The organism is Streptomyces sp. NPDC028314, from assembly GCF_055565795.1.
Window position 1 is genome coordinate 369,904 of the sequence record NZ_JBVHTP010000007.1, and the last position, 25,921, is coordinate 395,824.

At 73.4% G+C, this 25,921-nt stretch carries 17 protein-coding genes; 9 read left to right on the forward strand and 8 right to left on the reverse strand.

Features of this window, described 5'->3' with window-relative positions:
* Positions 1-365 precede the first annotated feature (365 nt).
* The 3 genes from ACZ4TG_RS19000 to ACZ4TG_RS19010 all read left to right on the forward strand — a co-directional run bounded on the left by ACZ4TG_RS19000 (position 366) and on the right by ACZ4TG_RS19010 (position 3,395).
* Positions 366-1,523, forward strand: coding sequence for an LLM class flavin-dependent oxidoreductase (locus tag ACZ4TG_RS19000; protein ID WP_468164098.1), 1,158 nt, complete (start codon positions 366-368; stop codon positions 1,521-1,523).
* A gap of 115 nt (positions 1,524-1,638) precedes the next feature.
* Positions 1,639-2,598, forward strand: a complete 960-nt coding sequence (locus tag ACZ4TG_RS19005) for an ABC transporter substrate-binding protein (RefSeq protein ID WP_468164100.1) — start codon at positions 1,639-1,641, stop codon at positions 2,596-2,598.
* Between the two features lie 44 nt (positions 2,599-2,642).
* On the forward strand, positions 2,643-3,395 hold the full coding sequence (locus ACZ4TG_RS19010; RefSeq protein WP_468164180.1) for an amino acid ABC transporter ATP-binding protein: 753 nt from the start codon (positions 2,643-2,645) through the stop codon (positions 3,393-3,395).
* A gap of 16 nt (positions 3,396-3,411) precedes the next feature.
* On the opposite strand, the gene ACZ4TG_RS19015 is transcribed toward ACZ4TG_RS19010, so the two are convergent.
* Complete coding sequence (locus ACZ4TG_RS19015; RefSeq protein WP_468164182.1) at positions 3,412-4,326, reverse strand: DUF5829 family protein; 915 nt, start codon at positions 4,324-4,326, stop codon at positions 3,412-3,414.
* Between the two features lie 242 nt (positions 4,327-4,568).
* Between ACZ4TG_RS19015 and ACZ4TG_RS19020 the strand changes: the two genes are divergently transcribed.
* Entirely contained in the window at positions 4,569-6,383 is a 1,815-nt protein-coding gene (locus tag ACZ4TG_RS19020; RefSeq protein ID WP_468164102.1) for an ABC transporter ATP-binding protein, read from the forward strand.
* A 12-nt stretch (positions 6,384-6,395) separates the two neighbouring features.
* Here ACZ4TG_RS19020 and ACZ4TG_RS19025 read toward each other — a convergent pair whose 3' ends face one another.
* From ACZ4TG_RS19025 to ACZ4TG_RS19035, 3 genes are read right to left on the reverse strand one after another with little or no spacing between them, the layout of a single operon-like run.
* Positions 6,396-7,688: an NAD(P)/FAD-dependent oxidoreductase gene (locus tag ACZ4TG_RS19025; protein WP_468164105.1), complete on the reverse strand. Its 1,293-nt coding sequence runs from the start codon at positions 7,686-7,688 to the stop codon at positions 6,396-6,398.
* A complete protein-coding gene (locus ACZ4TG_RS19030) occupies positions 7,685-9,100 on the reverse strand; it encodes an FAD-dependent oxidoreductase (RefSeq protein ID WP_468164107.1) in 1,416 nt (471 codons plus the stop codon). Before ACZ4TG_RS19030 ends, ACZ4TG_RS19025 begins: the two co-directional genes overlap by 4 nt.
* The gene (locus tag ACZ4TG_RS19035) at positions 9,097-10,533 is read right to left on the reverse strand and encodes an FGGY family carbohydrate kinase (protein ID WP_468164109.1); all 1,437 of its coding nucleotides are present in this window, start codon (positions 10,531-10,533) and stop codon (positions 9,097-9,099) included. The genes ACZ4TG_RS19030 and ACZ4TG_RS19035 overlap by 4 nt, the downstream gene beginning before the upstream one ends.
* A gap of 404 nt (positions 10,534-10,937) precedes the next feature.
* Here ACZ4TG_RS19035 and ACZ4TG_RS19040 point away from each other — a divergent pair, with 404 nt between their 5' ends.
* The 4 genes from ACZ4TG_RS19040 to ACZ4TG_RS19055 all read left to right on the forward strand — a co-directional run bounded on the left by ACZ4TG_RS19040 (position 10,938) and on the right by ACZ4TG_RS19055 (position 16,599).
* Positions 10,938-11,918: a hypothetical protein gene (locus tag ACZ4TG_RS19040; protein ID WP_468164111.1), complete on the forward strand. Its 981-nt coding sequence runs from the start codon at positions 10,938-10,940 to the stop codon at positions 11,916-11,918.
* Between the two features lie 81 nt (positions 11,919-11,999).
* On the forward strand, positions 12,000-13,532 hold the full coding sequence (locus ACZ4TG_RS19045; protein WP_468164113.1) for an amino acid permease: 1,533 nt from the start codon (positions 12,000-12,002) through the stop codon (positions 13,530-13,532).
* Positions 13,533-13,673: 141 nt separating this feature from the next.
* The gene (locus ACZ4TG_RS19050; RefSeq protein ID WP_468164115.1) at positions 13,674-15,218 is read left to right on the forward strand and encodes a hypothetical protein; all 1,545 of its coding nucleotides are present in this window, start codon (positions 13,674-13,676) and stop codon (positions 15,216-15,218) included.
* A gap of 70 nt (positions 15,219-15,288) precedes the next feature.
* A complete protein-coding gene (locus ACZ4TG_RS19055; RefSeq protein WP_468164117.1) occupies positions 15,289-16,599 on the forward strand; it encodes an ion channel protein in 1,311 nt (436 codons plus the stop codon).
* 40 nt (positions 16,600-16,639) lie between these two features.
* On the opposite strand, the gene ACZ4TG_RS19060 is transcribed toward ACZ4TG_RS19055, so the two are convergent.
* On the reverse strand, positions 16,640-18,025 hold the full coding sequence (locus ACZ4TG_RS19060; protein WP_468164119.1) for an FAD-binding oxidoreductase: 1,386 nt from the start codon (positions 18,023-18,025) through the stop codon (positions 16,640-16,642).
* 173 nt (positions 18,026-18,198) lie between these two features.
* Positions 18,199-19,251 carry a saccharopine dehydrogenase family protein gene (locus tag ACZ4TG_RS19065; RefSeq protein WP_468164121.1) on the reverse strand — a complete coding sequence of 351 codons (1,053 nt, stop codon included), beginning with the start codon at positions 19,249-19,251 and terminating at the stop codon, positions 18,199-18,201.
* 145 nt (positions 19,252-19,396) lie between these two features.
* On the opposite strand from ACZ4TG_RS19065, the gene ACZ4TG_RS19070 reads away from it, so the two are divergent.
* Positions 19,397-20,356, forward strand: a complete 960-nt coding sequence (locus ACZ4TG_RS19070) for a helix-turn-helix domain-containing protein (protein WP_468164123.1) — start codon at positions 19,397-19,399, stop codon at positions 20,354-20,356.
* A gap of 109 nt (positions 20,357-20,465) precedes the next feature.
* On the opposite strand, the gene ACZ4TG_RS19075 is transcribed toward ACZ4TG_RS19070, so the two are convergent.
* Positions 20,466-21,860, reverse strand: coding sequence for a M1 family metallopeptidase (locus ACZ4TG_RS19075; protein ID WP_468164125.1), 1,395 nt, complete (start codon positions 21,858-21,860; stop codon positions 20,466-20,468).
* Between the two features lie 37 nt (positions 21,861-21,897).
* On the reverse strand, positions 21,898-25,803 hold the full coding sequence (locus ACZ4TG_RS19080; protein ID WP_468164127.1) for a Pls/PosA family non-ribosomal peptide synthetase: 3,906 nt from the start codon (positions 25,801-25,803) through the stop codon (positions 21,898-21,900).
* Between the last annotated feature and the right edge of the window lie 118 nt (positions 25,804-25,921).

Here is a 25,921-nt window from a genome sequence, read left to right on the forward strand (position 1 = left end):
GCGCATGAATGCCCATCAGCGCCTCGTCTCGCGCGACTACATCGACTTCGGTCGGGTGTGGTCCGCGGCTTGTTGCGCCTGATGCGGCAGCGGGCTGTCTGACCGGCCCTTCCCTCCCTCGGTGACCCCGTCGCGGGCCGAGTTCTCCCTTCGCGCCACCACCCCGTGCGGATGACCGCCCGCGCACGGGCACGGTGACGCGCACCCGGACGTGCGCTGCCGCACCCCCGATTCTCCCGACGCCCCCGCGTCGTCACGCCCGCCTTCATGACGCCCAGCCTCATTTGATCGGCCATCACATTCCGCTGTACGGGCGGCTGTTCAGCCATGCCCGTACGCGACCCGCCCCCTGCGAAAGGCCTCCCATGCCCGTGGAATTCCTCGGCATCGCCGCCACCAATGACGGATCCGAAACCACCGCCCGCTCCGGCGCCGCCTTCGACAAGGACTACACGCTCCGGCTCGCCCGGGCGCACGAGGACCACGGCTGGGACCGCGTGCTGTTCGCCTACGGCTCCGGGTCCCCGGACCCCGCGCCGGCGGCCGCGTACATCGCGAGCCGGCTGGACCGCCTCCAGATCCTGCTGGCCCACCGCCCCAACGTCTCGTACCCCACCTACGCCGCCAAGACCTTCGCCACCCTCGACCAGATCAGCGACGGCCGGCTGACCGTGCACTTCATCACCGGCGGCAACGACCACGAGCAGGGCCGCGAGGGCGACACCCTCACCAAGGACGAACGCTACGCCCGCACCCGCGAGTACATCCGGATCGTCAAGAAGATCTGGACCACCCACGAGCCCTTCGACCACGAGGGCGAGCACTACCGCTTCCACGACTTCGTCAGCGACGTCTTCCCCGTCCAGCAGCCGCGGCCGGCCGTCTCCTTCGGCGGCTCCTCACCCGCCGCGTACGCCGCCGGAGGCGCGGAGGCCGACATCTACTGCCTCTGGGGCGAGCCGCTGGAGAGGACCGCCGAGCAGATCGAGGCCGTGAAGGCCGCCGCGCGGGCGGCGGGCCGCACCGACGTGCCGCGCATCCAGGTCGCGTTCCGCCCGATCATCGCCCCGACCGAGGAGCTGGCCTGGGAGAAGGCGCACCGTACGGTGGGCGCGATCCGCCGGCGGCGGCAGGCAGGGCCCGCACGGAACCAGCGCAACGGCGTCCTGGAGGCCCCGGCACCCCAGAACACCGGATCACAGCGGCTGATCGCCATCGCCGAGGCGGGGGAGCGCTACGACCGGGCGCTGTGGACCCCGACCGCCGCCGCCACCGGCGGCGCGGGCAACTCCAACGCCCTGGTCGGCACCCCGGAGACGGTGGCCCAGGCGCTGCTGGACTACTACGACCTCGGCGTCGACATCCTCTCGGCCCGCGGCTACGACCTGCTGGACGACGCCGTCGACTTCGGCCGGTACGTGATCCCGCTCGTCCGCGAGGAGGTCGCCAAGCGCGACGCGGAGCGCGAAGCCGCGCACGCGGCAGGCCCCCGCCACGGGACCCTCACGGCGGTGCACGGGTGACCTCCGCGACACGGACACCCCGCCCCGCCACCAGAGCCCGCCCCGCCACCACACCCCGCCCCGCCACCACACCCCAGCACGCCGTCACGCCCCGCTACGGAAAGGCCTCCCCGCTGTGAACCTCCCCGGGAACGGGACCCGCACCCGCCTGCGCACGGCCGTCGCCCTCGCCGTCCTGCCCCTCGTGGCGCTGACCGCCTGCGGTTCCGGTGGCGGAGCCCAGGCGGCGGTCGGCGCCCAGGCCTCGCCCGCGCCGGCCGACGATCCGGTCGCCGGCGTACGGACCGTGGACTCGATCGCCGCCCTGCTGCCCGCCGACGTCCGCAAGGCGGGCACCCTGCGGGTCGGCAGCTCCGTGGGAGCCCCGCCCTCGGCGTACTACCCGAACGGACAGGACAAGCCGCCCGCCGGCCAGGACATCGACATCGCCGAAGCGGTGGCCAAGGTCCTCGGCGTGAGGCTGGAGCGGCAGGACGCCTCCTTCGAGACGATCCTTCCCGCCCTCGGCAGCGGCAAGTACGACTTCGGCACGGGCAATTTCGGCGTCACCGCCGAACGCCTGAAGACCATCGACTTCGTCACCTACATCAACGACGGCCAGGGCTTCGCGGTCAAGACCGGCAATCCCACGCTGACCACACAGGTCTCCGACCTCACCCAGCTGTGCGGACTGACCATCGGCACCGGGGCGGGCACGACCTTCGAGAAGACCCTCACCGCGCAGCAGGGCGTGTGCGCCGCGGCCGGCAAGAAGCCGTACGAGGTCAAGGTGTTCGCCGAGACCGGGGCCGTCACCACCGCGCTCCAGCAGGGCCGGATCGACGTCGTCATGTCGACCATCAACGGCCTGCGCCACCAGGCCGCGCAGCCCGCCGCCAAGACCACCTTCCTCGGCGAATACCACCGCCTCGACGTGGGCTTCGCCCTCAAGAAGGGCTCCCCGCTCGCCCCCGCCTTCCAGGCCGCCGTCAACGAACTGATCAAGGACGGCACCTACGCGCGGATCCTCAAGAAGTGGGGCACCACCGCCTCCGCGATCGACGCGTCGCGGACCAACCCGGCCGAGCACGCGTGAGCGCCCGCGAAGGAGCACCCGTGAGCGGCACGGCGGCCGACGTCATGGTCGACGTGCGCGGTGTCCACAAGAGCTTCGGGCCGCTGGAGGTGCTGCGCGGCGTCGACCTCCGGGTCCGCGCCGGCGAGGTCACCGTGATCCTCGGCCCCTCCGGGTCCGGGAAGTCCACGCTCCTGCGCACCATCAACCACCTGGAGAAGGTGGACCGCGGCCGGATCAGCGTCGACGGCGAACTCATCGGCTACCGAAGCCTGCGCGGCAAGCTGCACGAGCTGAAGGAGAAGGAGGTCCTGAAGCAGCGCACCCACATCGGGTTCGTCTTCCAGAACTTCAATCTCTTCCCGCACCTGACCGTCCTGGACAACCTCATCGAGGCCCCGGTCTCCGCGTTGCGCCGCCCCCGGGAGGAGGCCGAGGGGGCGGCCCGCCGGCTGCTGGAGCGCGTCGGTCTCTCCGACAAGGCCGACGCCTATCCGCGGCAGCTGTCGGGCGGGCAGCAGCAGCGCGTGGCCATCGCCCGCGCGCTCGCCCTCGAACCCAAGGTGCTGCTCTTCGACGAGCCCACCTCGGCGCTCGACCCCGAGCTGGTCGGCGAGGTCCTGGACGTCATCAAGGACCTGGCCCACGCCGGAACCACCATGATCGTCGTGACGCACGAGGTCGGCTTCGCCCGCGAGGTCGCCGACACCGTCGTGTTCATGGACGGCGGGACCGTGGTGGAGCAGGGGACGCCCGCGGCCGTCCTGGACGACCCGCGGCACGCCCGTACCCGCTCCTTCCTCTCCAAGGTCCTGTGATCGCCGGGCTACGACGTCACGCGCCGCTCCCGAACGTCCACACCGCACGCGCCCCCGGGCCGACGACGAGCGTCGAGTGCCCGATGCGTTCCTCGTGGCGGTACGTCACGGGGTGGTTCAGGGACATCTCCACCTGGCGCAGTCCGGCCTCGTCGCGCGCGACGGCGTCCAGCCGGATGGTGGTGCCGCCGCCCTGCGCCACGACGCCCCCGCCCGGCAGCTGCCGGACGGCGAACCCGCCCGCCCGGAGCAGGGGCACCGTGTTGGCGAGGTCGCGTGCGGTGACCCCGAGGCGGATCGAGGTGACGTCCCGCATCAGGTGGTCGCGGTAGTCGTCGGACAGGTACCGCTCGCGACCGACGTCACCCGGCCGGGAGGGCGGCTCGGTGTTGCCGCGCGGATCGGCGAAGTACTCCGGCAGGTACTCCATGCCCCAGGCGCCGAAGGCGTCGTACTGCTCGGAGGTGAGGACGGCGTCGAACCACGGCACCGGCACCCCGTCGCCGAAGTCGCGCGTCTGGCGGAAGGCGACGGGATCGGGCACGCCCTGCTCGCGAAGGCGCGCGGTCACGGTGGCGAGGTCGCCGGCGCGTTCGGCCGAGATCCCCATCCCGCCGGCTCCGAGCGTTCCGTCCTGGCCGGGGACGTCGCCGACCCCGAACAGTTCCAGGTAGGTCTCGCGCCCCATCAGGTAGCGGCCGGTCCAGGTCTCCCCACCCGAGCCGGTCGTGGTGCGGACCTGGAAGTTGGCGAAGTCCCGCAGATAGGAGGAGTGTTCGATGGCATCGGCGGTCTCGCGGTCGAGGACCCCGTAGGCATGGTTGTAGAACAGCAGTTGCCGGCCGGCCGGCGATCCGTTCCCGTCGGCCCACGCGGCGCTCGTGGCGCCGCCGGCCAATCCGGTCAGGGTCACGGCCAGGACCATGAACATGTGCAATACACGGCGAAGCGACATGCGGGTGATCGTAGGTCGCGGAGCGGGTGTCCGCCGCCTGTTCGAAGGATCCCGGAGCAGGACCGCGCACCGGCGGGAGCCCGGCCGAAGTCCCGTACGGGGGAAGGGGCGTTCGTGCGTTCGACGGCATCGCCCACACGGAAAACGCTTGGACGGCGCGAGCGCGCTCGCGGGACACTGCGGTCTCCGCATCCACCTGACGACGTCACAGGGTTGCCATGGAATCGTCTGCCCCACGAGGGGTTCCGCCCGGCAAGGGCCCGGTGCTCCTCGCACTTCGCTACTACGGACGGGAGCTGGCGCGGCTGCGGTGGCTGACCGTGCCCACCATGCTGCTGCCGGCCCTCGGCAACATCGGCATCTTCTACATCGCCCCGCTGGTCGTCGCGAAGCTCGTCGGCCGCATCGCCGACGACACCGCTCCCGCCGTCGGCCCGCTGCTCCCGTACGTCCTCGGATTCGCCGGCGTCCTGCTGTTCTCGGAGGCGGTGTGGCGCATCGGCCTGCACTGCCTGAACCGCCTCGACGCCCTCGGCATCGAGCGCCTGTACGTGGTCGGGATGGACGAACTGTTCGCGAAGGACGCCGCGTTCTTCCACGACAACTTCGCCGGATCACTGACCAAGCGGGTCCTGAGCTTCGCCTCCCGCTTCGAGGAGTTCGTCGACACGCTGACCTTCTCGGTCGTGGGCCGCTTCCTGCCGCTGCTGTTCGGGTCGGTGGTGCTCTGGCGCTACGACCCGCTGTTCGTCGTCGTGCTGCTGGCCATGATCGCGGTGACGGGGGTGTGCGTGCTGCCCCTCATCCGTCGCCGCCAGGCGCTCGTCGACCGGCGGGAGGAGGCGATCGCCCGGGTGTCGGGGCACGTCGCCGACAGCCTCATGAACATGGACACGGTCCGCGCGTTCGCCGCGGAGGAGCGCGAGGCCGCCGAGCACCGCTCCCGGGTGGCCCAGTCGCGGAGCCTCATGCTGCGGTCGTGGGACTACGGCAATCTGCGCATCGACACCGTCGTCGCGCCGATGTCCGTACTGACCAACGCGCTGGGCCTGCTCCTCGCGGTAGCGGTCGCCGGGGACGGGCACGGTGTGGAGGCGGTCGTGGTCGCCTTCACGTACTACTCCAACGCCACCCGGATCATGTTCGAGTTCAACCAGATCTACCGTCGCCTGGAGAGCTCGATGACGGAGGCCGCGCAGTTCACGGAGCTGCTGCTCAAGCCGCCGACCGTACTCGACCCGGAATCGCCGGAGCCGCCGCCCACCCGGGCCGCCGACATCCGCTTCGACCGGGTGACCTTCGCCCACGCGGGGGCCCGGCCGCTCTTCGAGGGACTGGACCTGGCCGTGGCCAGCGGGGCGAAGATCGGGCTCGTGGGGCGCTCCGGCGGCGGCAAGACCACCCTCACCCGGCTGCTGCTGCGGATGACGGACATCGACGCGGGCCGCATCCTGATCGGCGGCCGGGACATCAGCAGGCTGCGCCAGAACGACCTGCGCGGACTGATGGCCTACGTGCCGCAGGACCCGGCGATGTTCCACCGCACCCTGCGGGAGAACATCGCGTTCGCCCGGCCCGACGCCACCGAGGCCGACATCCGCCGCGCGGCCGAGGCGGCGCACGTCACGGAGTTCGCGGACTCCCTGCCGTGCGGCCTCGACACCATGGTCGGCGAGCGCGGGGTCAAGCTCTCGGGCGGACAGCGCCAGCGGGTCGCGCTCGCCAGGGCGATCCTGCGCGACGCGCCGATCCTGCTGCTCGACGAGGCGACCAGCGCCCTGGACTCCGAGAGCGAGATCCTCGTCCAGGAGGCCCTGTGGCGCCTCATGGAGGGGCGGACGGCGCTGGTGGTGGCGCACCGGCTCAGCACCGTCGCCCACATGGACCGGCTCGTCGTCCTCGACCGCGGCCGGATCGTCGAGCAGGGCACGCACCAGCAGCTGCTGGCCTCGGACGGCGCCTACGCGAAGCTGTGGCAGCACCAGTCGGGCGGTTTCCTCGACGACACCCCGGCCCCCTCCGACCTGCACTGACGGCCGCGTCCGTCAGCCGATGCCCACCACGACCGGGCCGCCCGCCCGGTCGACCCGGGCCGTCCACCCCGGCGGCAACCGCAGCGAGCGTGCCGGTGACACACGGCCCGGGAACCGGCGGCGCCACAGCGGCCGGCCGTCCTGGCACACCGTCACCACCGGTCCGGTCAGCGGCTCCCCGGACCGCAGCAGCAACGGCCGCCCCGCGATGCCCGTGACCCGGTTCGGCGTCACCCACACCAGCGGAGCCCGGACGAGCAGCGGCGGCCCGGGGTCCGGCCACGGGGCGCCCGACAGGTGAGCCAGCACCGGGGCCGCGGCGGCGGCGCCCTCGGCAGCCGCGGTGCCGGCCCGCTCGATGCCGCGCAGGGCGTTGCCGACCGCGAACACACCCGGCGCGGACGTACGGAACGACGCGTCCACGCAGGGACCGCGGCTGCCCGGGTCCAGGACGAGGCCACCGCGCCGGGCCAGTTCGTGGTCGGGGATCCAGTCGCCGGTGAAGACCACCGTGTCACAGGCCAGGACTGCGGACCGGCCGTCCTCGTGACGGACGGCCACCCCGGACAGCCGGCCCCGGCCGCGCAGCTCGCTCACCGTCGTGGCCGTGAGCAGCGGAACCCCCGGCAGCGCGGCGCCGCGCGGGCGCTCCGTGACCATCGCCACCACCTCCGCACCCGCCCGGCGCAGCGTGCGCACCGCGTGCCGGGCCACCGGCTCGGCCCCCACCACCACGGCACGCCGGCCGACGGGCCGGCCGTACAGGTGGACCGACTGCTGCAGCTCCCCGGTGGTCAGCACGCCCGCCGGACGGGAGCCCGGCACCAGCCGGGCGCTGCGGGGGCGCTCCCGGGCGCCGGTGGCGAGGACGACGGCCCGGGCCGTGATCCGCTCCAGGCCCGCCGGGCTCGTGGTCTCCAGGGACAGCGGGCCGGCCCAGCCGGTGGCGGTGACACCCGTACGGACCGAGGCCCCCGCGCCCAACGCGGCCTCCACGCACTGCCGCGCGTACGCGGGTCCCCGGAGCCAGGGGCGCAACGGCCACCCGCCGAAGCCGCCGAGCCCGCCGAAGCCGCCGAGACCCCCCAGATCGAAGAGATTCCCCGGTTCGAAGAGGCCCCCCGGTTCGACGAGACCCCCGAACCCGCCGTGGTGGCAGTGGCGCGGCACCCCGCCCGCCTCCTGCTCGCGTTCCAGGACCTCGACCCGCCCCGCGCCCGCTTCCGCGAGGCGGGCGGCCAGGGCCAGCCCGGCGGGGCCGGCGCCGACGACCAGTACGTCGACCAGCACCTCCGTACGGTTCACCGGCGCGCGTCCTCGAACAGCGCACGGACGGCGGCCCCGCAGTGGAAGCCCTGGCAGCGGCCGCCCCGGGCGCGGGTGCGCCGCCGCAGGCCGTCCAGCGAACCGGGCGGGACCGTCCCCCCGAGCGCGTCGCGGATCTCCCCGCGGGTCACGCGCTCGCAGTGGCAGACGATCCTGCCGTACTCGGGGTCCGCGGCGATCAGCTCCGCGTCGCGGTAGGGCCGGGGGAACGCCTCGCCCAGGTTCGGCATCCGCAGCGGCTCCAGCTCCCGCGCGCCGGTCACCGGCAGACCGCCCTCGGCGAGCAGCTCCACCACATGGGCGGCGATCGCCATCGAGGCCGTCAGACCCGTCGAGCGGATCCCGCCCACGGTGACGTACCGCTGGGCCGGATGTGCCCGGATCGCGTAGTCCTCCTGCCCCGTGGCCGCCCGCAGCCCGGCGTACACGGCGGTGACCTCCTCCTCCAGCAGCGCCGGCAGGATCCGCCGGCCCTTCTTCCGCAGCAGCGCGAGCCCTTCGGCGGTCGATCCGGTGGCCGTCTTGTCGTCCAGGTCCTCGGCGGTCGGCCCGAGCATCACGTTCCCGTACACCGTCGGCGAGACCAGCACCCCCTTGCCGAGCGCGCCCGGCACCGGCAGCAGAATGTGCCGTACCAGGCCGCGGGCGAGTTCGTCGAAGACGATCAGCTGTCCGCGCCGGGGCCTCACGGTGAAGTCCGCGTGCCCGAGGAGCCGGTCGATCCCGTCGGCGTACAGCCCGGCCGCGTTCACCAGGTGGCGGGTGCGCAGCGGGCCCCGGCCGGTGGCCAGCGTATGCGGATCGCCTGGATCACCCGAATCGCCCGGAGCGACCGAGCGCACCGGGCAGTTGAGGTGCAGGTCGACGCCGGCGCGGACGGCCTGCGTCGCGTAGGCGAGGGTGGTCGTCCAGGGGCAGATGATCGACTCGCCCGGCACGTCGAGCGCACCCAGCACCCCCGGCCCGAGCTCCGGCTCGCGGGCCCGCACCTCCTCGGCCGGGACGATCCGGGCCGAGCGGTAGCCGTTGCGCACGGCCTTGTCGGCGAGGCCCGGCAGCACGGCCAGCTGCTCCTCGTCCCAGGCCACGAGGAGCGCTCCGAGGGGTTCCACCGGAATGCCGCTGTCGGCGGCGTACGCGGCGAGCAGCCGCTGTCCCTCCCGGACGAGCCGGGACTCCAGGGAGCCGGGCACCGCGTCGAAACCCGTGTGCAGGATGGCGGTGTTGGCCTTGGAGGTGCCGTCGCCCACGTCGTCGGACGCGTCGACCAGGGCGATCCGCAGGGGGAGCCGGGCCAGTTCGCGGGCGATGGCCGAGCCCACCACCCCCGCGCCGACGACCGTCACGTCGTACTCCCCGCCGGGCAGGGCGCCGCCGGTGGTGACGGTCACGCCGGGCCGTCGAGCAGGGCCGAGACCGCCGTCCGGAACCGTGTCCGGCGCTCCGCGGCCTGGCCGGCGCCGGCCCTCGGCTCGTAGACGGCGGACGGCTTCCACTCCGGGACGGCCTCGTGGACGCCGAGCGAGGGGTCGAGCCCGAGCCGGGCGACCGCGCCGACGCCGAGCGCGGTCACGTCCGGCAGCGCCGACACCTCGACGGGGATCTGGAGCAGGTCGGCCTGGGCCTGCATGAGCAGCGCGGACCGGGTCAGACCGCCGTCGACGCGCAGGGTGGCGAGCGGAGCGCCCAGATCTGCGGCGACGGCGTCCGCGAGCTCCGCCACCTGGGCGGCGATGCCGTCGCACAGGGCGCGCACCAGGTGCCCGGCCGTGGTGTCGAGGCCGAGACCGGTCACCGAGCCCCGCAGGTCGCCCCGCCACCAGGGGGCGGCGAGCCCGGCGAGCGCGGGGACGAAGGTGACCCCGCCGGAGTCCGGGGCGCTCCCGCCCACGGTGTCGAGGTCCTCGGCGCCGGAGATCACGCCGAGATCCGTGAGCCAGCGCACGGCCGAGGACGCCGTGTACACCTGCCCGTCCAGGCAGTAGCTGGTCCGCCCGGCGAGCCGCCAGGCCACGCAGCCGACCAGTCCGGAGGAGCTGCGCAGGGGGAGCGGGCCGGTCTGTGCGAGCAGGAACGCGCCGGTGCCGTACGTGCACTTGGCGGCGCCCGGCTCGGTGACGCCCTGTGCGAGCAGGGCGGCCTGCTGGTCGACGAGCAGCCCCGTCAGCGGCAGCCGGGGCCCGAAGGCGGTGGTGGTGCCGACCCGGGTGTCCGCGTCGACGATCTCCGGCAGCCGCTCGCCCGTGAGGCCGAAGGCGTCCAGAGCCGCGTCCGACCAGCCGACGGTGTCGAGGTCGAGCAGCTGGGTGCGGCCCGCGGTCGCCGCGTCGGTGACGAACGCGCCGGTGAGGCGGTGCACCAGCCACACGTCGCTGGTCGTCACGACGCCCTGCCGGGTCAGCCGGCGGCGTATCCAGGCCATCTTGGGCGCGGCGAAGTACGGGTCGAGGGGCAGACCGGTGCGCTCCCGCAACAGGTCTCCGTGAGGGGCGAGTTCGGTGCAGAGCTGTTCGGCCCGCCGGTCCTGCCAGACGATCGCGTCGGTCAGCGGCTCCCCGCTCACCGGGTCCCAGGCGAGTACGGTCTCGCCCTGGTTGGCCAGACCCACCGCCACCACCGGCTCGCCGGCCGCCGCCAGTGCGGCGCGCCCCGCGTCGACGACCGAGTTCAGCAGCTCGCGGGGATCGACCTCCACCCGGCCGCCCGGCAGGTACCGGGGCCGTACGGGAGCCGAGGCGGAGCCGATGACACCGCGTCGCGGGCAGACGACGAGCGCCTTGGTTCCCGACGTGCCTTGGTCGACAGCGAGGACCGGGCCCGTCATCACCACTCCGTCCCTGGCATCTGCATCGTTGATCGTCGGTCGGAAGCCTTCACCAGCCGGCGTCGCTCGTCAAGATCCTCCGGTGCCCGCGCGAGCGACTGACGCAAGATCACCCTCCGTTCATGGCCGGATACTTGCGTTCGAACAAAGATCGGGATGCGAAAGCTCACACTCGCTCTATAGTGATCGCCGATCAACGGGCGCGAAGGACGCGCGGCCGTCGGTCAACGGCGGGGGTTCGCCGAACAGTTGGCGCATGGTTCACGCATCCCTGGTACTGGCACGGCTGCAGTGCGGCAGTCGAACGCCGGATGGACCCGACCCTCCATGCGATCCGAGGACCTGATGACCACGACCACCGCAAGACGCGCCCGTCCCCACCTCCCGTCGACCGGGACGAGGTGATGGCGGGCGGCGATTTCCGGCCTGTCTACCACCCCGCCGGGCACGACAACGAGTTGCGTGTCGCCGTCCAGGACCTGCGCACCGGCCGCTGGCTGTCGATGGCGCACTTGCTGGAACGGACGCACGGCTGGGGGCTGTGGACCCAGCGCACCCAGGTCCTCGCCGCGGTCGCCGCCGGATCCGATGTGGTCCAGGCCTGGCGGGCCGAGCAACCGCACAGCGTCGCCGCGACCGTGATGCACACCCGCGTCACCGTCGAACGGGCCGTCCGCGCCCACCGCGCCGGGCACCCCCGCACCCACGAGCTGTGGCAGGAGGCCTGGGAGGCCTGCCGGGACACCGCCGACATCAGCCCCGCCGACCCCGTGCCCTGGGTCTGCCTGCTCGCGCTCGCCCTCCTCGACGAGGGCCGGCAGATGGACGAGCACCGGCTCCCGCCGCCCGGCCTCATGCTGCCCCCCGGGCCCTGGGGCATCCTCGCGCAGGCGGACAAGCGGGACCCGTACAACCGCGAGGCGTACCACCGGATGCTCCAGTTCCTGTACGCGGGCACCACCGGACCGCTCTCCGAGGCCGCCAACTTCGTCCACTGGGCGGCCGGATCCGCACCCCCCGGGTCCGCCGTCCACGTCCTTCCGCTCTACGTACGGGTCGAACGCTACCGTCGCGAACGCGGCCAGGAGCGCGCCCTCGACCTGCACTGGGTCGCCGAGGACGCCGTCCGGGACGCCACCCGCGCCCTGGACACCTGGTTCCGCTACGCCGACCCGCAGCACGCCTCGCCGCTCGATCTGAACCATCTCGCCCATGCCCTGTGGGGAGCCCTCCAGTTCGACGAGGCGGCCCGGGTCTTCGACGCGACGGGCCGGTACTGGACCACCCTCCCGTGGGCCTACCGGACCCGGGACCCGGCCGACCAGGCACTGGCCGAGGAGGTGTTCCTGCAGGCCAGGTCCCGCAGCCTGGCCGGCCGGGACTGACCTTCCCTTCCCCCCGCCGAGTCCCGCCCGACTCCCCGCTCCACCGTCCCCCGTGCTCCACCACCCCCCGGAGGTACGCCCATGTCCAGAACCACGCCGGCAGCTCGCCCGGACCGCAAGGCACCACCCCGGCAGGACGAGGAGGAACGGCTCAGGGAGCTCGGCTACCAGCCCGTCCTCGCCCGCCGGATGGGCGGCTTCGGCAACTTCGCCATCAGCTTCTCGGTCATATCCGTCCTCTCCGGCTGCATGACCCTGTACGGCTTCGGACTCGGCACCGGCGGCCCGGCCGTGATGATGTGGGGCTGGGTCGGGGTCGGCCTCTTCGTGCTCTGCGTGGGCCTCGCACTGGCCGAGGTGACCAGCGCCTACCCCACCTCGGGAGCGCTCTACTACATGGCCGACCGGCTCGGCGGCCGCCGCTGGGGCTGGTACACGGGCTGGCTGAACCTGCTCGGCCTGCTGGGGGCGATCGCCGGGATCGACTACGGCGCCGCCCTGTTCACCGGCGCCTTCCTCAACCTCCAGTTCGGCTTCGTGCCCACCTCCGGCTCGACCTTCCTGATCTTCCTCGCCATCCTGCTGCTGCACGCCACGCTCAACCTCTTCGGCGTCCGCCTCGTCAGCGTGCTCAACTCCGTCAGCGTCTGGTGGCACCTGGGCGGCGTCGCCGTGATCGTCGGCGCCCTTGCCTTCATCCCCGACCACCACCAGTCGCCCTCGTTCGTCTTCACCGAGTTCGTCAACGACACCGGCTGGGCGAACCCGTTCTACGTGGCGGCGGTCGGCCTGCTGCTCGCCCAGTACACCTTCTCCGGGTACGACGCCTCCGCCCACCTCTCGGAGGAGACCTCGAACGCCTCCGTCTCCGCCGCCAAGGGCATCGTCCGGGCCATCTGGGTATCCTGGATCGCCGGATTCGCCCTGCTGGCGGGCCTCACCTTCGCCATCCAGGACTACGCGGCCGTCCAGGCCAGCGCCACCGGCGTACCGCCCGCCCAGATCCTCCTCGACGCCCTGGGCTCCGGGGGCGCCACCGCCCTGCTCCTCGTCGTCATCGTCGCGCAGCTCTTCTGCGGCAACGCCGAGGTCGCCGCCGCCAGCCGGATGGTCTTCGCGTTCAGCCGCGACAACGCGCTCCCCGGCTCCGCCCTGTGGCGCAAGGTCAGCAGCCGTACCCAGACGCCGGTCCCGGCCGTCTGGTTCTCGGTCGTCGTCGCGGGCGTCCTCGCGCTGCCGTCGCTGTACTCCGCCACCGCCTACGGGGCCGTGACCGCCATCAACGTCATCGGCATCACGCCCGCCTACGCCATCCCGATCTACCTGCGACTGCGCGCCGGCAACCGGTTCGAGCCCGGCCCGTGGAGCCTGGGCCGCTGGAGCAGGCCCGTCGGCTGGATCGCCGTCGTCTGGGTGGCGGTCGTCACCGTCCTGTTCTGCCTGCCGCAGAAGTCCCCGGTCACCGTCGACTCGATGAACTACGCGGTGATCGCCCTGGCGGTGGTGCTGGTCCTCGCCAGCGTGTGGTGGTACGTCGCCCGGCGCTCCTACGGAACCCCGTCGGCCTACGGGAACGCCCGCGAACAGGCCGAGATCGCCGAGGGCATCGTCTGAGCACACCCACGCGCGCCCGCGCCGGTCGCCCGCCCCGCCGGCGGACGGCCGGGCGGGCGCGCGTGCGACGGGAGCCGCCGAGCCGCTGACAGGCGCCGGCGCGCGGTGGACAATCGGGGTAACCGACGTCGGGGGGCGCTGATGGGCCGGGCACTGCGGGTGGGGATACCGGTACTTCTGACAGGTCTGGCACTCTGGTACGCCTCGTACGTCACCACGATCCTGGCCTGGGAACTGCGCAAGATCCTGTCCTGGCTGGCCGCCCCGCTGCTGGCCGCCGTCTTCGTCGCGGGGCTGTGGCAGCTGGTGAAGCTGCTCAGGGGGAAGCGGGCCGGAACCGGCGGGGGCGGCGCGGCGGTGGCCCTCGGTTGGCTGGTCGGCGTCCTAGGGCTGGGGCTCACGGTCTGGTGGCTGGTGTACGGCTCCTACCTCCAGGACCGGGCGTACATGGAGAACGTACGGGTCGTCTCCGAACCGGTCCCCGAGCTGGCGGCCCGCGCCCCCTACCTCGTCGGGAAGGCGCAGGCCGCCCCGCACCTGGGGGACGTCACCGGCGAGATCGCCGACATCACCTACCTGCCCGACTCGGACCGGTTCGCGACCCTGGTCGAACGGCGCGGCTGGCTGTCCGGGTACGAGGTCGGCCTCGTCCAGGACATCCCGCTCGGCGGCAACAGCCGCAACCAGCAGCGCTGCGCGTTCGACGTGGAGGCCGCGGACGCGCGGATCGGCGGCTGGTTCCACCACAACCTCGGCCGGAAGATCTCGGCCCTGCAGCGCTGGGTGCGCTTCGACGCCGGTGACGCCTACGTGACCTGCTCGGGCGACACCCCGGTCGTGGTCGTGCCCCTCAAACGCCAGACCGGGATCCTGGTGGTGACCGAACGCCCCGCCGGACTTGCCCTCTACAACGGGCGGACCGGCAAGCTGACGATCACCTCCGACACGGCCGCGGTACCCGGCCCGTCCTATCCGCTGAGCCTCGCGTCCCGGCAGCGGGAGGGCACGGCCGCGGTCGGCAGCTTCACCGACTGGTGGTTCGAACGCAGCGGCTGGGACGCCTCCGAGGACGGCGCGAACGAGGGCAACGAGTCGGAGTTCACCCTGCAGTACCGCGGGGCGGGCGGTGGCAGCGCGTACGTCACCCCGCTCACCCCACAGGGGGAGGCCAGCTCGGTCGTGGCCGTATCGACCGTGCCGACCCGCCATCAGGGCGGCGGGCTCGCGCCGATGACCGTCCACCGCCTCACTCCGACGTGGTCCTCACCGAAGGCGCTCGTCGCACTGATCAAGGCCGAGTACCGGGACGTCTGCTGCTACAACGAGGACAGGGTGTTCGAGGTCGTCCCCACCGGCGGCAGCACGTGGACCGCCACGGTGGGCAGCGAGCAGAACATCCGGTACCGGGTGGAGGGCAGGGGCCAGGTCGCCGGCCGCGAGGCGACCTGTCTGAAGACCGCCGACGGCGCGCTCATCCGGTGCGCGTACGCGGCACCGGGCTCGCCGGAGGAACAGGAACTCGCGCGCCGGGAACAGGAGAAACAGAAACAGAAACCGAAGGAGGAGGGCCCCGCGGCCCCCGGAGAAGTCGGCGACCTCACGGCGTACACCCCCGAGCAACTCGCCGAGCTGCAAAAACGCCTGTCCGAGGAGGTCGTCCGCCGGCTGAGGAGCGGCCAGGGCTGATCCGATCGGGCACCGCCCGGCAAGGCGGCATTTGACGGGTTTTCAGCCCTTTCGCCGCTACGTTGATCCGGTGACCGCCCCCGCACAGCACGCCGCGCCGCCCCCGGCCGCCCCCGCCAGGGCCCTGCTGCCCCTCGTCCTGCCCGCACTGCTGATCGGGGTGGGTTCGAGCCTGCTGCTGTTCGGCGTGAGCGAGGCCGCCGACCTGCTGAAGAACGTGCTCTGGGAGACCCTCCCCGACGCGATCGGCGTCGGGCGATGGTCCGTCGCCTGGATGATGGCGGTCCTGACGGCGACCGGCGTCGCGGTGGGCCTCGTGGTGTGGAAGGTCCACGGGCACGCCGGGCCGGATCCGGCCACCACCGGGCTGGTGGACGCCCCCCTGCCGGCCGGAGTGGTCCCCGGCCTGCTGCTGGCGACCGGGCTGTCCCTGGCCGGCGGGGTGAGCCTGGGACCCGAGAACCCGATCACCGCCGCCAACATCGCCCTCGCCTTCTGGCTGGGCCGCCGGCTGATGCCCGGCAGTCCGGCGCAGGTCTGGGCGGCACTGGGCGCGGCGGGCACGGTCGGGGCGCTGTTCGGCACCCCGGTCGCAGCCGTGCTGATCCTCACGGAGTCACTGGTGGCCGCCCCCCGGCCGGCCGGGGCGGCTTCCCCCGGCGGGCGGGGCCCCACCCTGTGGGACCAGCTCTTCGCCCCGCTGATCGCGGCGGGTGCGGGCGGGGTGACGAGCAGGCTCCTCGCCGCGCCCGCTTTCGGTCTGCCCCTGCCGCCCCTCCAGGGCCCGCGCTGGCCCGACCTGATCGCGGCCTTCGTGATCTCCTCGGCCGGAGCCGCCGTGGCCCTCGCCGCCGTCTACGCCTTCCCGTACGTCCACCGCGCCTTCCACCTGCTGCCGCATCCGGTGCTCGCGCTGACCCTGGGCGGTGTGGTGCTGGGTCTGCTCGGCGCGCTCGGCGGCCGGCTCACCCTCTTCAAGGGGCTGGAGGAGATCGGCGAGCTGGCCGCGGACCCGGCGGCGTACTCCGCGGGCGGGCTCCTGCTGATGACCGTGGTCAAGCTGGCCGCCGTACTGGTGGCCTGCGGGTCGGGATTCCGCGGCGGCCGGATCTTCCCGTCCGTCTTCGTGGGGGTCGCGCTCGGTTTCGCGGTACACGCCCTGGTGCCGCAGGTCCAGCCGGCGGTGGCGGTGACCTGCGCGGTGCTCGGCGTACTGCTGGCCGTCACCCGCCAGGGCTGGGTGAGCCTGTTCACCGCGGCGATCCTCGCCCCTGACCCGGGCCTGCTGCCGCTGCTGTGCGTGGCGCTCCTGCCGGCCTGGCTCCTGGTCACCGGCCGCCCGCAGATTCAGCTGGACGACTCGGGCGTGCCCCTGCGCTGATCCCGGAAGGATCGCGCGGGCGCCCTCGTTCACTGCCTGGCTAGGCGCCGGCCGCGGGCGCGATGTTCTGGTTCGCGTGGAAGAAGTTGTCCGGGTCGTAGGTGCGCTTGATCTCCGCCAGCCGGTCGTAGTGGTCGCGGTACGTCGCCCGTACCCGGTCCTGGCTCTCGCCCGCGCCGATGAAGTTCACGTACGTGCCGCCCATCGAGTGCGGTCGCAGTTCCTCCGAGTAGTCCACCGCCCACTGCTTGACCAGCTCGGCGTTGGCGGGGTCGGGGTCGATGCCGCCGATCACCCCGGACCAGGTCGCGTCGCGGTAGGCCCACGCCGTGTCGTCCTTGCCCACGCGGCCGGCCGCTCCGTCGATCGGGTAGAGGTGCATCGTCGACAGGTCGGTCGGGAGGTTCTCGCCGTACTTGAGGTGCACATCCGCGGACGCGTCCGTGATCTCGTCGAAGAAGGCGCCCCGCCAGTACCACTGGAGGCCCTTGGGGATCAGCTCGTCGAACATGGTCTGCAGCGCGGGGTAGGGCATCGGGGCCGTGAAGTGGAAGGCGGGCAGCCCCGGTTCGTTCACGGAGGTGAGGACCTCTCCGAGCGCGGCCAGGTCACCGGTCCAGCACCATACGACGCCGCACATCTTGTGGCCGTGGATCTCCTCGGGGAACGGCGGGCCCGGCGGCACGGCCAGGAGGGCGAAGAAGCCGTTGAGCTCCACCGGCGCGGCCGGAAGGAACTCGCGGTACCAGCGCAGCACTTCGCGCGTGGCCTCGACCGGCCAGAGTGTGACGGCGACGCCCACGGTGTCGACCGGATGCAGCCGGAAGGTGAAGGACGTGACCACGCCGAAGTTCCCGCCACCGCCCCGCAGCGCCCAGTACAGGTCGGGGTGCTCGGACTCGTTCGCCGTGACGAAGCTGCCGTCGGCCAGGACGACGTCCGCGGCCAGCAGGTTGTCGATGGTCAGGCCGAACCTGCGGGTGAGATGGCCGTGCCCGCCGCCCAGGGTCAGGCCGCCGATGCCGGTCGTCGACATGATGCCGGCGGGCGTGGCCAGCCCGAAGCCGTGGGCGGCGTGATCGAGGTCTCCGAGCTGGGAGCCGCCGCCGACGATGGCGGTCCTGGCCGCGGGATCCACGCGGGCCCAGCGCATCGGTGACAGGTCGACCGTGACCCCGTCGTCCAGCAGGCACAGGCCGGGACCGCTGTGCCCGCCGCCGCGTACGGCGATCTCCAGGCCGTGGTCACGTACGAAGTTCACCGCGGCCCTCACGTCCGCCGCGTCCGTGCACCGCACCATCGCGGCAGGGCGGCGATCGATCATCGCGTTGTAGAGCTTGCGGGCCTCGTTGTACTCAGGGTCTTCCGGGCCGATGACCGGACCGCGCAGCGTGGTCCGCATCGTCTCCAGCGTCGAACCGTCCATGGCGATCTCCTGACAGGGGACCCTTCCAGCGTCCCGCCGCCCGCCGGGTCTCGCAATACGTGCCGGGTCCCGCCGGAGGGCCGCCCGGGGCCGGCCCCGCAGCCGGCGGGGGCGCCCTGGAGGCCGGACCCGGGAAGACCGGCCGGCCGCTCCGGCGCCGGACACCCGCCGGGTCACAGGCCGCCGGCGGCCTCGTCCCCGTCCAGCTCGAACGACAGGTGCCCGGACAGCGCGCGCAGGAACCCGGGGGCGTCGAAGATCTCCCCCGCGGCGGCGACCCCGACCCTCCCGACCTGGCCGGCGAGGACCCGGGCGACGGCCTCGACGGCGAGCGGGGCGCTGATCGCGTAGATGTCCTGCCCGCGGGCCACGGCGCGGCGCCGGGTGTCGCCGGAGCGGACGACGACGTCGACGAGGAAGGTCTGGGCGGAGCGCCCCCGCTCGTCGACCGGCACGGGCGGCGCGGCATCCGGTGCCAGCACCTCCGTGACCGCCTCGACCGTCATGTACGTGTGGATCGCCGAGGTCTTCACATGCCGCGGGATGGTCACACTGTCGGCGGTGGTGAACTCCCCGAGCACCGCGCGCTCGCCGATCGGAGCGGGGAAGGACCAACGGCCGGTGGGCGCCTGGTCGGTACGCAGCTCCATACGGCCGTCCGCGAAGACGAGGCGCTGGTTGTCGCGCCGCCGCCGGGAGACCTGGCTGGCCTTCCGGGTCCCGGCCGTGGGGTGCCAGCTGCTCAGCGCGAAGGCGAGGGACACCTCGTCGGCCCGCGACCGGGCACCCAGCGCCGCGGTGGCCAGCAGGTCGCCCAGGCCGCCGTAGAAGGCCATCGCGGGGACGACGAGGATCCCGGCGTCACGGGCCCGCTCGCCGAACTGCGTGAACGTGTCGGACACCGCCTCCACCTCCGCCGCGACGTCGACGTAGGGGATCCCCGCCCGCAGCGCCGCCTCGACCACCGGCGCGGTCGTCGCGGCGAAGGGGCCGGCGCAGTTGATCACGACTGCCGCGCCGGACAGCGCGCGGTCGAGCGAGGCCGCGTCGTCCACCGAGGCCGTCCGCACCTCCAGACCGGGGTACGAATCCCCGAGCGAGCGGAGCTTGTCGGTGTCACGCCCGGACAGGATCGGGGTGAACCCCCGTTCCAGCAGCTCCGCCACCACGAAGCGCCCGGTGTGCCCGTAGGCGCCGAAGACCGCCACCGTCTGAGTCGATCCCATCAGATCCCCCTGTTCCGCTGCTTCCGCTGTTCCGCTTCTCCGATGTGCCGCTGTTCTGCGCCACCGATCCGCTGGGAACCATCCTGCTGGCACCGGCCCTCGGCCCGGCAGTGGCGGCATTGCCACAGCCCGTACACTTTCGGACATGAAGACCGTCGCACTGGCCGTCACGGCCGGCGTACCGCACTTCGAACTCGCCGCCGCCTGCGATGTGTTCGGCGTCGACCGCTCCGACCTCGTCGATCCCTGGTACGAGTTCGCCGTCTGCGGCCCGGCCGCCGTGCCGGTAGGGGACCGGTTCCGCCTCGAACCCGACCACGGGCTCGACCACCTCGTCCGGGCCCATACGGTGATCGTCCCCGCCTGCGCCGACCCCGACGGGGACCCGCCCGCCGAACTGGTCGACGCCGTACGCGCCGCGCACGAGGCCGGCGCCCGGATCGCCTCCCTGTGCACGGGCGCGTTCGTCCTGGCCGCCGCCGGCCTGCTGGACGGGCAACGCGCCACCACCCACTGGTGGCACGCCGCGGCGCTGGCCGCCAAGTACCCCCGCGTCCAAGTCGACCCGGACGTCCTCTACGTCGACAACGGCCGCGTGCTCACCTCGGCCGGCAAGGCCGCCGCCATGGACCTGTGCCTGCACCTGGTCCGCCTCGACCACGGCTCGGCCGTCGCCAACCAGGTCGCCCGCCGGCTGGTCGTCCCGCCCCACCGGGCCGGCGGCCAGGCCCAGTTCGTCGCCACCCCGCTGCCCGAACCCCGCGACGACTCCCTCGCCGCCCTGCTGTCCTGGGCCGTGCGGCGCCTCGACCAGCCGCTCACCGTGGAGCAGCTGGCCCGCCAGGCGAACATGAGCTCACGCAACCTCGCCCGCCACTTCACCGCCACCACCGGGACCACTCCGTTGCGGTGGCTGCTGACCCAGCGCATCCACCGGGCCCAGGAACTCCTCGAAACCACCGGCGACACCATCGACGCGATCGCCGCGGCCACCGGCATGGGCACCGCCACGACCTTGCGCCGGCACTTCAACCGCACCGTGGGCGTGCCTCCGGACGCCTACCGGCGCACGTTCCGCAGCGCCTGCCCCGACGGCGTCGGGTGAAGGGCAACGCCGAGCCGGAGGAACGGGGGCCGGAGGAACGGGGGCCGGAGGAACGGGGGCCGGAGGAACGGGGGCCGGAGGAACCGGGGTCCGCAAGGACGGGGTTCCGTCAGAAGGGGTTGCGTCCCCGGCCCGCGGGCTCGCCGTTCGCGGGCGGGTACGCGGGCTTCACCGGTGCCGGCGGCGGAGGCATCGGCGGCAGCGACGGCTCGTACAGCCAGGCCGAGAACAGGTCGTCCACCGGCTCGGCCGCGTAGCGGGCCACATGGGTGGTGAAGGCGGCGGTGGTCACCACCCCGTGCCGGTGCACCGAGGCCCAGTCGCGCAGCATGGGGAAGAACGCGCCGTCCCCCAGGGCGCAGCGGATCGCGTGCACGGCCAGCCCCCCGCGCTCGTAGAGGCGGTCGTCGAACATCAGCTTGCGGCCGGGGTCGACCAGCCGCAGGTCCTGCGGCTGCGAGCCCAGCAGCCGGTGCGCGGCCGCCGCCAGCTCGTGCGCGCTGCGCCCGCCCGAGCGCTCCGACCAGAGCCATTCGGCGTACTTCGCGAAGCCCTCGTTCAGCCAGATGTGCCGCCAGTCGGCGATGGTCACGCTGTTGCCGAACCACTGGTGCGCCAGCTCGTGGGCGACGAGGCGCTCGGAACCGCGTACGCCGTCCACGTGGTTGGCGCCGAACAGGGACAGGCCCTGGGCCTCCACCGGGACGTCCAGTTCCTCGTCGGCCACGACCACCGCGTACTCGCCGAAGGGATAGGGCCCGAAGAGTTCCTCGAACAGCCGCATCATGGCGGGCTGCCGGGCGAAGTCGCGGGAGAACCGGGGCAGCAGGTGCGCTGGCACGTGGGCGCTCTGCGGAACCCCGCCGAGCCCCGGGTCGCCGAGCAGCACCGTCTGGTACACGCCGATGGACAGGCCGACCAGGTAGCTGGAGGTGGGCGCGGACTGCTCGTACACCCAGGTGGTGGTGCTGGCCCGGGTCGTCCGGGTGAGCAGCCGGCCACCGGCCACCACCGTGTAGGCGGAGGGGGTGTTGACCGAGATCTGGTACGAGGCCTTGTCGTCGGGCCGGTCGTTGCACGGGTACCAGGAGGGCGCCCCGACCGGCTGGCTGGCCACCAGCGCGCCATCGGTCAGCTCCTCCCAGCCGAGGCCGCCCCACGGGCTGCGCACCGGCTTGGGATTGCCCGCCCAGTGGACCTCCACCGTGAAGGCGGCGCCGGCGGGCAGCGGCTTGGCCGGCCGGATGCGGAGCTTGCCGCCACGGTGCGTGTAGTGCGGGGCCCGGCCGTTGACCAGGACCCGGCCTATTCTGAACTCGGCCAGGTTCAGGTGGAACTCGGTGAGCGGGGCCCGCCCGGCGATCGCGCTGAGCCGGGCCGTTCCGGCCAGCCGGTTGGGGCCGGGCCGGTATTCCAGAGCGAGTTCGTACCGGTGCACGCGGTAACGGGGGTCGCCGTTGGCCGGGAAATACGGGTCCGATGCCGCTGTTCTCTGGCCGCTCATTGCCGCTTCCGCTCCCTGCGCTGTGCTCCGGCCCTGCTCAGGTCCGCCACGCCTCGATCGGGTTGCCCAGCCAACGGGTGTCGGCGGGGACGGATTCCCCGGCCATCACGAGCGAGGCGGGACCCAGCGTGCTGCGGGCCCCGACCGTGCTCCCGGGCAGGACGATTCCGCCCGGGCCCAGGGTGGCGCCCTCGCGGAGGACCACAGTATCCGTCCTCAAGATCCGGTCGTGGAAGAGGTGTGTCTGCAACACGCAGCCGCGGTTCACACTGACCGCGTCACCCAGCACCACCAGGTCCGTCTCGGGCAGCCAGTAGCTCTCGCACCACACGCCCCGCCCGATCCGGGCCCCGAGCCCGCGCAGCCACAGGGCCAGCACGGGCGTACCGGGCACCGATCCGGCCAGCCACGGCACGGCCAGTACCTCGACGAAGGTGTCGGCCAGCTCGTTGCGCCATACGAAGCCGCTCCACAGGGGGTGCTCTCCGGCCCGGTGCCGGCCCACCAGCAGCCACTTCGCGGTCACCGTGACCCCGCACGCGGCCGCACCGGCGGCGAGCAGGACAGCGCCGGACAGCAGCCCGGCTCCCCAGGCCCCCAGCCCGCCCACCGTCGCCAGAGCGCAGAGCGCCGCCACCGTCAGTACGGCCAGCGCGGCCGAGCAGAACACCGGGACGAGCCGGCACAGCTCCACCAGGCCCCGCGCCCACAGCAGCCGCGCGGGCGGGTCGTACGTCCGGCTCCGGTCGGAGTCCGCGGCGGACCGCGGCAGCCGCACCGGCGGCAGACCCAGGTAGGAGCTGCCCTTCTTGGCCTTCTTCGGAGTCGCCGACAGTACGCCGACCAGCCCGTCGTCCGGCACCGTGCGGCCCGGCGCGGTCATGCCGGAGTTGCCGAGGAACGCCCGGCGGCCGATCTCGGAGTGTCCGATCCGCATCCAGCCACCGCCCAGTTCGTACGGGGCGGTCAGGGTGTCGTCGGCGAGGAACGCGCCTTCGCCCACGGTGGTGAGGCTGGGCAGCGCGAGCACGGTGGACACCTCCGCGCCCCGGCCGATCTTCATGCCGAGCAGCCTCAGCCACACCGGTGTGATCAGCCCGGCGTACAGCGGGAAGAGCGTCTCCCGGGACAGGTCCATCAGCTGGGTGACCGTCCAGGCCTGCCAGCCGACCCGGCTGTGCGTCGGGTGGATCCCGGTCCGCAGGCCGAGGCTGAGCAGGCGTACGGAGGCCAGCAGAAGCAGCGCGTACGCGAGCCCGAAGGCGAGCGCCCCGGGCACCACGGCGAGCAGGGCTCCGCGGAGCGCCTCGACCAGCCCCGCACCGGCGGGCACGAACCGGCTCACCACGAGCAGGGCGGGCAGCGCGGAGAGGACGGGCAGCGCCGTGAGGCAGAAGCCCGCCGCCCCGTACGCCGCCCGCCAGGGGAGCCCGCGCGGCGGGCGCTCCTTGGGCCAGTTCCGCTTGGCCTTGCCGAGCTTGACGGCGGGCGCTCCGGCCCAGCGCTGCCCGGTGGGGATCTGGCCGACCACGGCCGAGCCGGGGGCCACCTCGGCCCGCTTGCCCACCCGGGCGCCGGGGAAGAGCATGCTGCGGGTGCCGACGACCGCACCCGCACCGACCTTGACGGGGCCGATCTCCAGCCGGTCCCCGTCCAGCCAGTGCCCGGAGAGGTCCACCTCGGACTCCACGGCGCAGCCGCGGCCGAGCTTGAGCATGCCCGTCACCGGCGGCAGCGAATGCAGGTCCACCTCGGGGCCGATCTTGGCGCCCAGGGCCCGCGCGTACCGCTCCAGCCAGGAACCGGTGAGCGAGGTCGCGCCGGCGCACTCGGCCAGCCGCTCCGCCGTCCACAGCCTCAGGTGCACGCTCCCGCCGCGCGGGTGGCGTCCCGCCTTCACCCCGCGCAGCAGCAGCCGTGCGCCGCCGGCCGCGATCGCGAGGCGGCCCGGCGGGCTGAAGAGCAGCGCCGCACCGGCGGCCACGAGCCACCAGGAGGCGGTGGGCGCCCACGGATACGGCCCGAACCGGTGCAGTACGTTCCCCAGGGCCAGCAGCGCCACCGTCCAGCGCAGCCCGACCAGGGTGAACAGCGGGAGCAGCAGGAGCGTCTGGATCGCCTGGGAGAAGACCGGGACGGGCGCGACGGTCCGGGCCGCGCCGTCCTCCCGTACGGATTTCTCCAGCCGCCGGGCCAGCTTGCGCAGGGTGGGCTGCTGGTAGATGTCCAGTACGGCCGCTCTCGGGTAGCGGGTGCGCAGCCGGGTGGTGAGCTGGGCGGCGGCGAGGCTGCTGCCGCCGATCGCGAAGAAGTCGTCGGCGGCTCCGGTGACGGCCACGCCGAGGGTCTCGCTCCACTGCTCCGCCAGCCAGGCCTCGGTGCCGTACAGCTGCTCGGTGGGGCCGGCGCCCTCCAGTTCGGGCAGCGGCCAGGGCAGCGCGTCCCGGTCCACCTTGCCGGAGGTGCGGGTCGGCAGTTCGTCGACCGGCGCGAGCAGGGGTACGAGGGCCGCGGGGAGTTCGGCGCGCAGCCGCGTCACGGCCGCCGCGTGGTCCCAGCCCTCCTGGGCGACCAGGTAGCCGACGAGCAGCTGGTTGCCGCTGCGCGCCGTGCGTACGGCCGCGGCCGCCCCGGCGACTCCGGGCAGGGCCTGGAGCGCGGCGTCCACCTCGCCCAGCTCGATCCGGCGGCCCCCGAGCTTGATCTGCTCGTCGCCCCGGCCGAGGAAGACCAGCCCCTCCGGTTCCGCGCGCACGAGGTCGCCGCTGCGATAGGCGCGCTGCCAGCCGAGGGATTCCAGCGGGGCGTACTTCTCGGCGTCCTTCTCGGGGTCGAGGTAGCGGGCCAGTCCGACGCCGCCGATGACGAGCTGGCCGCTGCCGCCCATCGGCACCGGCTCGCCCGACTCGTCGACCACGGCCAGTTCCCAGCCGTTCAGCGGCAGGCCGATCCGCACCGGCTCCTCACCGGTCAGGAGCGAGGCGCAGGCGACGACGGTGGCCTCGGTGGGCCCGTACGTGTTCCAGACCTCGCGGCCCTCGGTGACCAGCCGCTGGGACAGCTCGGGCGGGCAGGCCTCGCCGCCGAAGATCAGCAGCCGGACCTCGTTCAGGGTCTCGGGCTCCCAGAGCGCGGCCAGGGTCGGCACGGTGGAGACCACGGTGATCTCCTGCTCCACCAGCCAGGGGCCGAGGTCGGCTCCGCTGCGCACCTGGGAGCGGGGGACGGGCACCAGGCAGGCGCCGTAGCGCCAGGCCAGCCACATCTCCTCGCAGGAGGCGTCGAACGCGACGGACAGGCCGGCCATGACCCGGTCGCCGGGCCCGACCGGCTCGTCCGCGAGGAACAGCGCGGCCTCGGCGTCCACGAAGGCGGCGGCGCTGCGGTGGCTGACGGCGACGCCCTTGGGCCTGCCGGTGGAACCGGAGGTGAAGATGATCCACGCGTCGTGCTCGGGGCCCGGCCGCGCCGCAGGGGCCCGTACGTCTTCGAGGCCGGTGACCTCGATGCGCTGTCCGGCGCCCAGCACCGCCCGCACCCCGGCCTCGCCGAAGACCAGCTCGGCCCGCTCGTCGGGATCCTCGGCGTCGACCGGCACGTACGCGGCGCCTGCGGCGAGCACCGCCAGGATGGCCACGTACAGCTCGTTGGTCCCCGAGGGCACGCGTACGCCGACCCGGTCACCGAGCCCCACCCCGGCGGCCGCGAGGGCGCGCCGCCGTCGCTCGACCTCGCCGGCCAGCGCCCGGTAGGTCAGCCGGGCCGCGCCGTCGTCCAGGGCGAGCTCGTCGGGGTAGGCCCGTACGGAGGCCTCGAAGATGTCGACCAGGGTGCGCGTCGGTGCGGCGGGCCCGGCGGAGAACCGGGCGGATTTGCCCGACTCCTCGGGAAGGTCCCCGCCGTCGAGCAGGGTCAGGTCACCGCGCTCAGGTGTGGCTGCCATCGGCCCTCGCGTCTCGGTCCCGGAAACGTCCGGGGCGCCGCCGGAGCCCAGGTCCGCCCGGGTTGTTCCGGTCCAGCGCCAAACAACCGGCCAGTCTAGTGCGCCATCAAGAATTTTC

Bases quoted from the DNA above. Each gene is read 5' to 3' on its own strand.
- ACZ4TG_RS19010 (WP_468164180.1), top strand. From the start codon at position 2,643: ATGGTCGACGTGCGCGGTGTCCACAAGAGCTTCGGGCCGCTGGAGGTG.
- ACZ4TG_RS19015 (WP_468164182.1), bottom strand. From the start codon at position 4,326: ATGTTCATGGTCCTGGCCGTGACCCTGACCGGATTGGCCGGCGGCGCC.
- ACZ4TG_RS19000 (WP_468164098.1), top strand. From the start codon at position 366: ATGCCCGTGGAATTCCTCGGCATCGCCGCCACCAATGACGGATCCGAA.
- ACZ4TG_RS19020 (WP_468164102.1), top strand. From the start codon at position 4,569: ATGGAATCGTCTGCCCCACGAGGGGTTCCGCCCGGCAAGGGCCCGGTG.
- ACZ4TG_RS19050 (WP_468164115.1), top strand. From the start codon at position 13,674: ATGGGCCGGGCACTGCGGGTGGGGATACCGGTACTTCTGACAGGTCTG.
- ACZ4TG_RS19080 (WP_468164127.1), bottom strand. From the start codon at position 25,803: ATGGCAGCCACACCTGAGCGCGGTGACCTGACCCTGCTCGACGGCGGG.
- ACZ4TG_RS19065 (WP_468164121.1), bottom strand. From the start codon at position 19,251: ATGGGATCGACTCAGACGGTGGCGGTCTTCGGCGCCTACGGGCACACC.
- ACZ4TG_RS19070 (WP_468164123.1), top strand. From the start codon at position 19,397: ATGAAGACCGTCGCACTGGCCGTCACGGCCGGCGTACCGCACTTCGAA.
- ACZ4TG_RS19075 (WP_468164125.1), bottom strand. From the start codon at position 21,860: ATGAGCGGCCAGAGAACAGCGGCATCGGACCCGTATTTCCCGGCCAAC.
- ACZ4TG_RS19035 (WP_468164109.1), bottom strand. From the start codon at position 10,533: ATGACGGGCCCGGTCCTCGCTGTCGACCAAGGCACGTCGGGAACCAAG.
- ACZ4TG_RS19045 (WP_468164113.1), top strand. From the start codon at position 12,000: ATGTCCAGAACCACGCCGGCAGCTCGCCCGGACCGCAAGGCACCACCC.
- ACZ4TG_RS19040 (WP_468164111.1), top strand. From the start codon at position 10,938: ATGGCGGGCGGCGATTTCCGGCCTGTCTACCACCCCGCCGGGCACGAC.
- ACZ4TG_RS19060 (WP_468164119.1), bottom strand. From the start codon at position 18,025: ATGGACGGTTCGACGCTGGAGACGATGCGGACCACGCTGCGCGGTCCG.